The following is a 12,152-nucleotide window of genomic DNA, read 5'->3' as shown; positions in this document are numbered from 1 at the left end:
ACTGTCACGGCGGTGTGCTGAGCCTGTGTCCTGGCTGTGAGGGGGGAGGCGGTGTCTTCGGGGCACCAGGCGCCGCGTTCGGGGCAGCCGGTGTCGGGCGAGGCGTTTTCGGGACAGCCGGTGTCTGGAGAGGCGCCTCCGGGAGAGACGCTTCCGGGGCAGCCGCCGCCGTCGGCAGCGTCACGGTGAAGACCGTCCGTCCCGGCACGCTGGTCACCCCGACCGTGCCTCCGTGCGCGGCCACCACCGCCTGCACGATGGCGAGACCGAGCCCCGTGCTCCCGGCGGCACGCGAACGCGAGGCATCGCCCCGCGCGAACCGCTCGAAGACATGCGGGAGGAGCGCGGCCGGAATACCGGGTCCGTCGTCCTGCACCTCCAGCTCGACGGCGTCGCGGCGCCCGGCAGGACCACCGACGGTGAAGGGGGCGGCCGCACGACCAGCGGCGGAGGGACCGGCCGTGGAGCCGGCAGCGGTGAGACCTGCAGCGGAAAGACCGGCCGTGGGGCCGGCAGCGGGAAGACCGGCCGTACGACCGGCAGCGCGCACCCTCGCCGTCACCGTCGTGCCCTCGGGCGTATGCGTACGGGCGTTGGCCAGCAGGTTCACCAAGACCTGGTGCAGCCGCCCGCCGTCGCCGCAGACCCACGCGGGCTCATCGGGCAGCTCCAGCCGCCACCGGTGACCGGGCCCCGCCACCCGCGCATCACTGACGGCATCCACCACCAACGGCGACAGATCCGTGGTCCCGTACGACAGCGGGCGCCCGGAATCGAGCCGGGCGAGCAGCAACAGGTCCTCCACCAGCCCCGTCATCCGCTCCGCCTCCGACTCGATCCGTCCCAGGGCGTGCCGGGTCTCCGGCCCCGGCTGCTCCCGCCCGCGCCGGGTCAGCTCGGCATAGCCGCGGATCGACGCGAGCGGCGTACGCAGCTCATGGCTGGCGTCGGCGACGAACTGCCGCACCCTCGTCTCGCTCTCCTGGCGGGCCGAGAGCGCCGCGCCGACGTGCCCCAGCATCCGGTTGAGCGCCGCACCGACCTGCCCCACCTCCGTCCGGCCGTCCGATTCGGAGGCCGGCACCCGGACGTGCAGCGCCACCTCGCCCTGGTGGAGCGGCAGTTCGGACACATGGGTGGCGGTGGCGGCGACCCGGCGCAACGGCCGCAGGGCGATGCCGACCATGGTGGAACCGGCGATACCGGCCGCGATGAGCCCGGCGACTGTCACACATTCCTCGATGACCACCAGTTGGCTGACCGTGTCCTGCACCTTGCCGAGCGGCAGACCGAGCGCCAGCGAGCCGTCCCCGGTGGTCGCCACCCGGTAATCACCGAGGCCGGGCAGCTCGACGGTGTGCGGCCTGCCGTCCCGCGGCACCGCGTTCAGCGCCGCCACCTGCGCCTGGGGCAGCGGCGACAACCGGTCCTCGGGCAGCCGGTTGGTCGAATTGCTCAGCATGGCGCCCTTGTCGGCCATGCCGTCGGGCCCGAACCGCACCCCCACCGCTTTCAGCGGCTGACCGCCCATCGCCACAAAGTCCATGCCCTTCGTACGCCGCGGATCATGCGGGCGCGGCCCCTGGGCATGGGCGACGGAATCCAGCAGCTGCCGGTCCAGCTGCCGCTGCAGATAGTCGTGCAGCGCAATGGTCGTCACCGTGCCGATGACGGCCCCGACGACAGCGATCAGCGCCACCGCCGACACGACGAGACGGGTCCGGAGCGACCAGCGGCGGCGGGGGGTGGGGGCAGGGGTGGCCGGCCGTGCCGGGAGGGGCGGGATGGCCGCGGCTTCCGGAGAGGCCGGCCTTGCCGGGGCGGCCGGAGGGGCCGGTCGTGCCGGGGCCTCGGGACCGGCCGGGGAGTCCGGACCGGCCAGGCCACCCGGACCAGCCTGGGCACCCGCGCCAGTCGGCGCACCCGGACCGGCCGGAGCACCCAGACCAGCCTGCCCCGTACCCGCCAGGTTTCGTCTTCTCGGCACCGCCCTACCCGCCCGGCTTGATGAGATAGCCCGCGCCGCGCCGGGTGTGGATCATCGGCGTCCGCCCCGCGTCGATCTTCCGCCGCAGATAGGAGATATACAGCTCCACGACGTTGGCCTGGCCGCCGAAGTCATAGCTCCAGACCCGGTCGAGGATCTGGGTCTTGCTCAGCACCCGCCGCGGATTGCGCATCAGGTAGCGCAGCAACTCGAACTCGGTGGCGGTCAGATGGATCTCCTGGCCGTCCCGCCACACCTCATGGCTGTCCTCGTCGAGCACCAGATCGCCCACCGTCAGCCGCGACTCACTCCGGGCCGCGGCCGCCCCGGCCCGGCGGAGCAGCCCCCGCAGCCTGGCCACCACCTCTTCCAGGCTGAACGGCTTGGTGACATAGTCGTCGCCGCCCGCTGTCAGCCCGGCGATCCGGTCCTCGACCGCGTCCTTGGCGGTCAGGAACAGCACCGGCACATCCGGCAGCTCCCGCCGCAACCGTCCGAGCACCGTCAGCCCGTCCATGTCCGGCAGCATCACATCGAGCAGCACCGCATCCGGCCGCCAACTACGGGCACAGCGCAGCGCTCCCGCCCCGTCCCCTTCCGAGCGGATGTCCCAACCCTCGTAGCGCAGGGCGAGGGACAGCAGGTCGGCGAGCGAGGACTCATCGTCCACGACCAGCACCCGCAGCGGACTGCCGTCGGGCCGCAACAACACCGGCTGCTTCGCGGGCGCGTCCCTGGCGGACGAGGCCGTAGCCGGGATACGAAACGACGCTGAGGACGACGAAGTCACGGTCATGCCCGTGAGCCTGGCCCGCCCCCGTGAGAGCTCCCTATCGCCTTTCTGTGAATCTCCTGAGAATTCCCCGTGCTTCCTCCCTCCGAGGCATCTTCCCCCGAGTCCCCGGCCGTTGACGGAAGCCCGTGATCAAAGACTCTGGCCGAAGCCCATGATCGAAGCCCGCGTCCGACGCCCGTGACCCAAGCACGTTGACCGGGGCACCTTGGCCGAGACACCTGATCGAGACACCTTGACCGACCTGGGCCGCCCCCCGCGCGGTCCAGGTCGATCACCACTTCCTCAGCATCGCACCCACCACTGACAATCGCTCTGACCAGCACATTCACCGCCCTACGCCCCCGACGAAAACTTCTGTACCGTCACCCCATGAGACTCCTCGCCCTCTCCGGCAGCCTGCGTGCACGCTCCTCCAACGGCGCGGTGCTGCGCTCCGCGCTCGCCTTCTGGAACGGCCCGACCGCCACCGCGGACATCGGCGCCCTCCCGCACTTCAACCCCGATCTGGACGGCGAGGACGCCACCCCCTCCGCGCCCGTCGCCGCCCTGCGCGCCCATGTCGCGGCGGCCGACGCCCTGCTCATCGTCAGCCCCGAGTACGCGCACGGCGTCCCGGGCGTCCTCAAGAACGCCCTCGACTGGCTGGTCAGCAGCGGTGAATGCGTCTCGAAGCCGGTCGCAGTGATCACCGCCTCGCCGTTCCCCACCGGCGGCGACCACGCCAACGCCCAGCTCCGCGAGATCCTGCGCATGATGACCGGCGAGGTCATCGAGGCCGCCTGCCGCGAACTCCCCGCCATCGGCCCGAAGATCGACCCCACTACGGAACGCGTGACGGACGAGACCACCCTCTCCGAACTACACGCGGCCCTCTCCCACCTGGCGGCCGCCACCCGAGCACCCGCAGCCACAGCCGCCGCAGCAGCCGCCACCCCACACGAGTCCGAAGGCCCCTGAACGCGCCGAGAGCACGCAACACACCCGCCGCGCCGCCAGGCCTCACACCCCGAACAACCGGGCCGCATTCCCGTAACAGACGCCCCGCAGCCACTCCTCGCCCAGCTCCAGCCGGTCAAGCGCCTCCAGCGCATGCGCGTAGCCATAGGGGATGTTGGGAAAGTCGCTCCCGAACAGCACCCGGTCGCCGAGGTCCGCGAGCCGGCGGCGTTCGGCCCGCGGGAACGGCGCGCGCTGCTCGGAGAAGTCCGTGAAGACCATCGTCGTATCGAGGTGCACGCCCGCATAGCGCTGCGCAAGGTCGAGGAAGTCGGCGTACTCCGGCATCCCCATGTGCGCGATGATCAGTCGCAGCCGGGGGTGGCGGGCCAGCAGCCGCGCGATCGGCTCGGGCCCGGTGTGCTTGCCCGGCGCCGGACTCGACCCGCAGTGGACGACCACCGGCGCCCCCGCCTCCGCGAGAGCACCCCATACGGAGTCGAGCAGCGCATCGGCCGGGTCGTACCCGCCCACTTGCACATGCGCCTTGAAGACCCGCGCCCCGCCGGCCAGTTCGTCTCGGACGTACGCCGCCGCGCCGTCCTCCGGGAAGAAGGTCGCGGTCCGCAGACAGTCCGGCGTACGGGAGGCGAAATCGGCCGCCCAGCCGTTCAGCCACTGCGCCATCCCCGGCTTGTGCGGATAGACCATCGACGTGAACGCCCGGACCCCGAAGCCACGGAGCACCGCCAGCCGCTCGTCCTCCTCGAACCGGTACGCGATCGGCCACGCCCGCCCCACCAGCGGCCCGGCCGCGTCGAAGTACGCCCAGACCTTCGCCATCATCCGCTCGGGCATGAAGTGCGTATGGACATCGATCAGCCCCGGCAGCCCCAACTCCCGCCAGAACGCCCCGACCCGCTCATCACCCTCCACCACGCCGGGCCCCTCTCCATACGCTTCCGTCCACTACCCATTACGCCTGCTACGGCCGCCTGCGGTTCCGGCCGCTACGCCCACAACCAGGACACCCGCCCCGTCCGCGAGCCGTCCCCTCCTCCACAAGCCGGCACCACACGCCGGCCGCAGCCGACATCACTGCGCACACGAACACGAATCGCGCCCAGCCGACGTCAACCGCGCCGACCCCACGCCAACGCACCCGGCCCACGGCACCCCGCCCATGTGACGGCACCCGCCAAACCGGCCCAACGCACCCAGCCGGCACACCCAGCTAGCCGCGCCCCGACCTACCTGCACACAGCATCTAAACGCCCCCACCCGGCCCGGAACAACCCCCACCAGCCGCTTTTCCGCAAGCCCCACGAGCCCCCGCAAGCCCGGAGGACGCGCACTCCCAGCCCGCCACCAGCCCCGAAGCCTCCACCTCGCCCTCGCCTCGCTCTCAACGGTCCGGCCCGGCCGGCCGCACCCCGGCCCCGGCCCCAGCCCCGGCCCCCAGCCTCCTCAGGTCAGAACAACCCCTCCTGGCGCCCCTTCTCCTCCCCCTCCCGCTCTCCCGCCCCTGATACCCCGGCCCGCACCGGCGCCGTCGTCACGCGCCCCACAGCCGCCCCCAGCACCCACCCCGACAACAACCGCGCATCCATCACCGCAACCACCCCGCCGGCGTCACTCGCCCCACCGGCACTACTCGCCACCCCGGCCTTACTCGCCTCATCAGCGCTACCAGCCCCCGCCAGCCGCAGATACACATCGGGCCCCACCCCGGTCAGCACCTCCCCCACGATCTCCGTCCCGGACGTCATCCCGCCCAGCTCCGCCACCTCCCCCGGAATGCGGTCGAGCCCGAACAGCTCCGTATGGTCCGTACAGGCGAACTCCACCGGCTGGAGCGTCTCCGGCCAGCCCGGCAACCTCCGTGCCGCCCCGTGCAGTTGGGCCAGCTCGGCGGCCCGTTCCGGCACCGGGGGCAGCGCCCCACGGGCTGCCCGCTTCGGCGCCTTCCCGAACCGGTCGGGCACCGCCAGGGCGCTCCCCAGCAGCGCCTCCGCCCGCCGCGCCGCCATCAAGGGCCCGCGCCCCAGCCATGCGTACGCCACCGCCCCCTGCTCCACCAGCCGGGACGGGCCGCGCTCGACGGCCGTGATCCCCACTTTGAGCAGGCCGGGGCCGAAGTACGCGAGGTAGACGCCATAGGGGCGCGGATCATCGGCCATGGTGTCCGCGGCCACCGAACGCGACCGGTCCAACTGGGCGCACCGGGCGCACTGGTCCTTGGCGCTCGCACCGTCGATCCCCGCACCGTACGGGCACACGATCCGGCGGGCGGCCCGCCACACCCCCAGACAGCGCCGCTCCCCCTGCGCGGCAAACGCCAGCACCTTGCCCGCGGGGAGCATGCTCACCCGCTCCTCACTCCGCTCGGCGCAGTACCAGCCGAGCCGCTGCCCGAACCGCCCCTCAGGCCCCGACCCCGGCCCGCCACCTGACCAGCGCGGTCCCGTACATCGCCACACACCGCCAGCGTACGACCACCCACTGACAACGCCCGCGCACGCAGTCACCGACGGGCTTCAGCCCACACCCCACCGAGCCCCACACGGGACCGGCCCCACACCCCACCGGCCCTCACACCACCGGCCCCCCCCCCGCACACCGTCACCGCCGGCCCTCACGCCACCAACCCACCCCCACCCCCGTCGCGATCCCCATTCCCATTCCCATTCCCATGCCCATTCCCATGCCCATGCCCATGCCCATGCCCATGCCCATCTCCATCTCCATCCTCATCGCCCCCACCCCCGCCTCCCGCCCCCCGGAACGTGCTCCGATAGGCCCGCGGCGACACCCCCAGCACCGCCTGCAGATGCATCCGCAGCGAGGCCGCCGTCCCGAAGCCCGCCTCCGCCGCGATCCGGTCCACCGTCAGCTCCGTCTCCTCCAGCAACTGCCGTGCACGCTCGATCCGTTGCTGCGTCAGCCACTGGAGCGGCGAGATCCCGACCTCCTCCCGGAACCGCCGGGTGAAGGTCCGTACGCTCATCGACTCCCGCGCCGCCAGCTCCCGCAGGCTCAACGGCCGGTCCAGATGCTCCAGTGCCCACGCCCTCGCCGCCCCCGTGGAGGACGCCTGAGGCTCCGGCACCGGCCGCCGGATGTACTGCGCCTGCCCGCCCTCCCGGTGCGGCGGCACGACCGTCCGACGCGCCACATCGTTGGCCACCGCCGCTCCGTGATCGCACCGGACCATGTGCAGACACAGATCGATCCCCGAGGCGACCCCCGCCGCGGTCAGCACCTCCCCCTCGTCCGTGTACAGCACATCCGCATCCAGCTCGACCGCCGGGAACAACTGCCGGAAGTCCTCCACCGACCGCCAGTGCGTCGTCGCCCGCCGCCCGTCCAGCAACCCGGCCGCGGCCAGCACGAACGCCCCCGTACAGATCGACGCGATCCGGGTCCCGGGCCGGATCCGGCCCAGCGCCGCGGCCATCGCCGGACTCAGCCGCCCCGAGTTTCCGCCCTCCCCCCACCCGTAATCCGCCCCGGACGCCGGCACGACCACGGTGTCGGCCGCAGCCAGCGCCTCCGGACCGTGTGCGACGTTCACCGTGAAATCGGTGTCCGTACGCACTTCCCCCGGCTCCAAGGCGCAGGTCACCAGCTCGTACAGCCGCTCCCCACCCGCCGAACGGGCCTCCCCGAAGATCCGGTGCACGATCCCCACCTCGATCGGCAGCATCCCGTCCCGCACCAGCACCACCACCCGGTGCGTCCGCCCACCCCCCGGAACGGCCCGCACCTCCCCACCCCCACTACGGCCACCTTCACGAGGGCCACCGCCACTACCGCCGCCGCTACCCCTACGGCCGTACCCGCTGCTACCGCTCCCGCTCTCCACCACACCCATGACCGGACCCTCCATGACCTGCCCCCATGGCCCGATCCTTGCACACAATGGCCATCGGGCCACTCGTATGCCACCCACCGCCCCCAGGACAGTGGAGGACATGAAGGTCCTCTGGCTGTTCGCCCATCCCGACCAGCGCTCCCTGAGCGGCGCCCTCCTGGCCGAGGGGCTGCGCACCCTGGACGCCCACGGCCACCAGTACCGCGTCTCCGACCTCTACGCCATGAAGTGGAACCCGGTGGTCGACGCCGCCGACTACGACCACGACCCGACCGACCGCCTGCTCATCGGCACGGCCTCGGAACGCGCCTACGCAAACGGCCACTTGAGCCCCGACATCGAAGCCGAGCAGCAGAAACTCACCTGGGCGGACACACTGATCATCCAGTTCCCCCTCTGGTGGTACGGCATGCCGGCCATCCTCAAGGGCTGGTTCGACCGCGTCTTCGTCAAGGGCTTCGCCTTCGGCCTCACCGACCCCGCCACCGGCCGCCCCCTGCGCTACGGCGACGGCAGACTCACCGGCAAGCGCGCCATGGTCATCACCACCGCCGGCGCCCGCGCCGCCACCCTCGGCCCGCGCGGCGTCAACGGAGACCTCAACGACCTCCTCTTCCCCCTCCAGCACGGCACCCTCTGGTACACCGGGATCTCCGTCGTCCCGCCTCTCCTGATCCCCGGCGCGGACCGCACCACCCCCACCGCCTACGCCACCGCCGCCACCCGCCTGCGCCGGCGCCTGCACACCCTCCCCACCACCGAGCCGCTGCCCTTCCGCCACCAGAACAACGGCGACTACGACGACGACCTGCTCCTCCACCCCGACCTGGCCCGCCCCCTCACCGGCCCCGCCGCCCACTACACAGCCCCGCCCCCACCGACCCACGACTGAACCGCAGCCACGCCCCCGGACACCCACCCCCGGACACAGAAACAAACACAGACGCACAAAAGCCGCAGGCCCAGTGGAATCGAATCCACTGGGCCTGCGGCTATCAGTAGCGGGGACAGGATTTGAACCTGCGACCTCTGGGTTATGAGCCCAGCGAGCTACCGAGCTGCTCCACCCCGCGTCGGTGAACTGAACATTACGCCACTCCCCCGCCAATGCCTAATCGCTTCCCTCACCGCCATCCCGGGCCCACACCGCCCCCGCTCAACTCATCGCCACAACACACGAGTTGAGTCAAGAAACGGCGCCCTTCCCCTCCCCCCTCTGCAAGGCTGCCGCCATGACAAGACACCTGATAGCAGTCATCGGCAACAGCCCGGGCGTCGGAAAGTCGACCCTCTGCCACTCCCTGGCCGCCTGGCTGAGGGACGCCGGAGCAACGGTCGACCACTTCCAAGAGGCCGACATCCTCACCCGCCCCGCCTTCCGCCGCGTGGCCGAAGAGTTCGCCGACGGCAACAACAGCGTCCACCCCGAGACCTTGATCGAATCCACCCGCACCTGCTTAGCGGAATCCCGCACCGCGGGCATCGACGTCCTGGTCACCGACGCGCTGCTCCCCTTCATCCCTTCCCTGGTGGCCTGGGGCCACGACGAACCCGCCATCGCCGGCGTCCTGCACGAGTTGACCACCGCCGTCGAACCGACCCAGGTGACCGTGGTCTACCTACACGACGACCCCTCGACCGCCCTCCACCGCGCAATCACCCGCGAGGGCCCCGACTGGGAACACTGGTACCTCACCAAACTCGCCGCCTCCCCCGGCACCCGCTCCGTCCACGACCTCGCCTCGGCCGCCGCCCACCTACGCCACGAGACCACCCTGACCCAGCGCCTCCTGGCCACCACCCCATGGACCGTCCTCACCGTGGACGTCGCCAACCTCGACGCTATTGGTGTCGGCACCTGGCCCATGTGTGCCGCGGTTGCCGGCAGGGCTGCAGTCAGGGCTGCCGTCAATCACACGACAGGCTCAGCAAGATCAAGAACACACCGCCGTCTACTCGCCCTCCGTTGAGTGGTCGCAGTCCTCGGACGCTGCCGACGCCCCAGGGACAAGCCGTTCCTGCCCGGCCCTGGCCCACGTTCTACCGCCGATGTCCAGCGGAGCAGGGCCCTGGTATGGGACCGGATCCAAGGACATCGACGACGGCCGGGGGGCTCTCCTGACCATGCAGGACACCATCCCAGCGATGACTCCGCACGCTCCGCCATACGGGTCAAATTCAGTCGGCTGCGTAGACGCGGTTTGCCGGCGGTGCCTTACTGCTGGAAGTGGAAATCCGGCGGGCCGCCCATCCCTCACCGGGGGTGGACGGCCGTGCCGAGGAAGAACATGAGACCTCGGTATGGCTGCGGAGTGGGCACCCCCGCTGAGGAGACTTCACCACCCGCTGAGCCGTGGCGAACGAGGCGGCCCCAGAAGGGTGGTTGACGGCCCCTGACTCCAAGGAGGCTGTCATGGATACGACATGCATGTGGACCACCGCGCAGTCGCTCCCGGTGCACATGGCCGGGGTGAAAGCGACGCCGATGAGCCCCGCGGGACGAGAGATGTCGGCGCCCACGGCGCCGTCATCACTGTCTGACAGGCCCAACGGCAGTTCCGAGCCCGCGCCGACGAGCATGGCTCCTGGCACTGCCGGGCCGCGCCTCTCAACAGTCGGACGGCGCTCCGGTCAAGAGGCGCAAGAGAACCTGAAATGTGACGCCCATCCGGCCGACCTGACGGTCAATTCGCTCGACTGGCGTTAGCGGTCCTCATAGCCCCTCTTCCGCTCCGGCGAAATCTGGCCGGACGCCGACCACGCGCCATGACCGCAATTCGACAAGCGATACAAGGCGCCGAATCGAAACCGCAATTCGTTCCCAGGCTCACCGGAAAAGGCCCGTGAACTCTCCGTCTCCACACATCCTAGGAGCAGCAATGAAGCACAGCCGAACGGCAATCCGCGCACTCGCCACCGTGGCCGGCGCAACCCTCGTGGCCACCGGCCTCGCCATCACACCGGCAGCCGCACAAACGTTGGTCCCGTGCTCCCCTGCCGCACTGGCGAGCGCCATCACCACGGCAAACACCTCAGGTGGCACGCTCATCCTGGCACCGGGCTGCGTCTACGCCCTGCCCAGCCCCCTGCCGTCCGTCCAGAACACGATCAACATCCTGGGCAACGGCGCCACCATCACCCGCGCAGGATCGGCCCCCGCCTTCCGCATCCTCAAGGTGGACGCCTCCGGAAAACTGAGCTTGGCCCACACCACCATCAGCAACGGTGACGCGACAGGAGACTTCGGCGGCGGCATCCGCAACGACGGAACCCTCAACGTCGTGCAATCCGTCATTCGTAACAACCGCGCCGACTTCTCCGGCGGAATCGGCGGCAACACCGGTTCCACCACCCGCGTCGCGCAGAGCATCATCTCAGGCAACACCGTGATCCATAACGGCGGCGGTCTGGCCAACGACGGCGATATGACCATCGCCCAGAGTTCCATCACCCAGAACACGGCGCAGGAAAAGGGCGGCGGAGTGGCCAACGACGCGACACTGAAAATCCTTCAAAGCAACATCAACCACAACACGGCATCCGGGCCGACGGGTGTCGGGGGCGGAGTCGCCAACTTCGGCGGTGCCGGAGCCACGACGACTCTCATCGCGAGCAGCGTGTCCGACAACACCGCCACCAACGCTCCCGGCGGTATCTACAACGACACCGGAAGCGTCGCACTCCTCCTCAGCTCCGTCCACAACAACCACCCCACCAACTGCGCCGGCAGCCCCACCGCGGTCCCTGGCTGCTTGGGCTGACCCCCAACCGCACCCTCGCGAGAGCTCGACGGCGGCCGGACACCGGCCGCCGTCACCTCTGACACCTTGAGGCAGTGGAGACGGGAAGAGCCGTCTGCCAGGCACTGACCGTCTCCGGCTCTGCTACCCCTGCCGCCCTGCGGACGTATGACCACCGTCTCCGGCACCACCGGAACAGCTCGCACAGCTCCTGCGGACCAGGTCGCCAGGCGTCTCGGCATCAGCCGCTGGAAGGTCCACGACCTGATCCGGTCCCGTGAGCTCGCCTTCTTCACGATCGGCCGCTGCCGTCGCATCAGCGATGCCGCCCTGGACGCCTACATATCCCTCCGCACAGAACAGGAAGCTGCCTGATGGCCGCCAAGCCGAAGAAGAATGCCAACAACGAGGGACCATCTACCAGCGCAAGGACGGCCGCTGGGAGGGCAGCGCGTACGTCCTCACCAGCGACGGCACGTACAAGCGGCGCAGCGTCTACGGCAGGACCTGGGACGACGCACACGAGAAGCCGACCAGGCTCAAGGCCGGCTCCCTGAACGGCCTCCCGGTCGCGACCAGCAAGATGACGCTGAGCGTGTACCTGACGTACTGCCTGTCGAACGTCGCGAAGGGCAAGGTCCGCAGGACGACTTACGTCAACTACGAGTCGCTGGTCCGCAACTCGTCACCGCGGACTTCGGCAGGAAGAAGCTGGCGCGGCTCACCGCCCGCGTCATCCGCGCGTTCCTCACCAAGACGGCTGCCACCTGCCAGTGCTGCGTGCAGGGCAAGGACAAGAGCCGTCCGGAGCACAAGCAG

The 12,152-nt window shown here is 70.5% G+C and carries 10 protein-coding genes and 1 tRNA gene; 5 read left to right on the top strand and 6 right to left on the bottom strand.

Annotated elements, in window-relative coordinates; translation table 11 throughout:
- Positions 1-4: 4 nt before the first annotated feature.
- Positions 5-1,708, bottom strand: a complete 1,704-nt coding sequence (locus ABR737_RS24440; RefSeq protein WP_502964365.1) for a sensor histidine kinase — start codon at positions 1,706-1,708, stop codon at positions 5-7.
- A 283-nt stretch (positions 1,709-1,991) separates the two neighbouring features.
- The gene (locus tag ABR737_RS24435) at positions 1,992-2,693 is read right to left on the bottom strand and encodes a response regulator transcription factor (protein WP_129298580.1); all 702 of its coding nucleotides are present in this window, start codon (positions 2,691-2,693) and stop codon (positions 1,992-1,994) included.
- 459 nt (positions 2,694-3,152) lie between these two features.
- On the opposite strand from ABR737_RS24435, the gene ABR737_RS24430 reads away from it, so the two are divergent.
- Positions 3,153-3,740 (top strand): NADPH-dependent FMN reductase, encoded by a 588-nt coding sequence (locus ABR737_RS24430; RefSeq protein ID WP_350252280.1) that lies wholly within the window; start codon positions 3,153-3,155, stop codon positions 3,738-3,740.
- A 42-nt stretch (positions 3,741-3,782) separates the two neighbouring features.
- Here the strand turns inward: ABR737_RS24430 and ABR737_RS24425 are convergent, their stop codons facing one another.
- The 3 genes from ABR737_RS24425 to ABR737_RS24415 form a co-directional block, all read right to left on the bottom strand.
- Complete coding sequence (locus ABR737_RS24425; protein WP_350252278.1) at positions 3,783-4,658, bottom strand: amidohydrolase family protein; 876 nt, start codon at positions 4,656-4,658, stop codon at positions 3,783-3,785.
- Positions 4,659-5,191: 533 nt separating this feature from the next.
- Complete coding sequence (locus tag ABR737_RS24420) at positions 5,192-6,088, bottom strand: DUF2797 domain-containing protein (RefSeq protein ID WP_502964364.1); 897 nt, start codon at positions 6,086-6,088, stop codon at positions 5,192-5,194.
- Positions 6,089-6,354: 266 nt separating this feature from the next.
- A complete protein-coding gene (locus tag ABR737_RS24415) occupies positions 6,355-7,425 on the bottom strand; it encodes a GlxA family transcriptional regulator (protein WP_502964500.1) in 1,071 nt (356 codons plus the stop codon).
- A 268-nt stretch (positions 7,426-7,693) separates the two neighbouring features.
- On the opposite strand from ABR737_RS24415, the gene ABR737_RS24410 reads away from it, so the two are divergent.
- The gene (locus ABR737_RS24410) at positions 7,694-8,485 is read left to right on the top strand and encodes an NAD(P)H-dependent oxidoreductase (RefSeq protein ID WP_350252275.1); all 792 of its coding nucleotides are present in this window, start codon (positions 7,694-7,696) and stop codon (positions 8,483-8,485) included.
- Positions 8,486-8,592: 107 nt separating this feature from the next.
- Here the strand turns inward: ABR737_RS24410 and ABR737_RS24405 are convergent.
- A tRNA-Met gene (locus ABR737_RS24405) sits at positions 8,593-8,666 on the bottom strand.
- A 159-nt stretch (positions 8,667-8,825) separates the two neighbouring features.
- Between ABR737_RS24405 and ABR737_RS24400 the strand changes: the two genes are divergently transcribed.
- The 3 genes from ABR737_RS24400 (at position 8,826) to ABR737_RS24390 (ending at position 11,708) form a co-directional block, all read left to right on the top strand.
- Positions 8,826-9,563: a nucleoside/nucleotide kinase family protein gene (locus tag ABR737_RS24400; RefSeq protein WP_350252273.1), complete on the top strand. Its 738-nt coding sequence runs from the start codon at positions 8,826-8,828 to the stop codon at positions 9,561-9,563.
- 909 nt (positions 9,564-10,472) lie between these two features.
- Positions 10,473-11,354, top strand: a complete 882-nt coding sequence (locus ABR737_RS24395) for a hypothetical protein (RefSeq protein ID WP_350252271.1) — start codon at positions 10,473-10,475, stop codon at positions 11,352-11,354.
- A 147-nt stretch (positions 11,355-11,501) separates the two neighbouring features.
- The gene (locus ABR737_RS24390) at positions 11,502-11,708 is read left to right on the top strand and encodes a helix-turn-helix domain-containing protein (protein ID WP_350252269.1); all 207 of its coding nucleotides are present in this window, start codon (positions 11,502-11,504) and stop codon (positions 11,706-11,708) included.
- Positions 11,709-12,152 lie beyond the last annotated feature (444 nt).

Source organism: Streptomyces sp. Edi2, from assembly GCF_040253635.1.
GTDB lineage: Bacteria > Actinomycetota > Actinomycetes > Streptomycetales > Streptomycetaceae > Streptomyces.
This window is presented reverse-complemented; position numbering and strand designations above follow the sequence as displayed.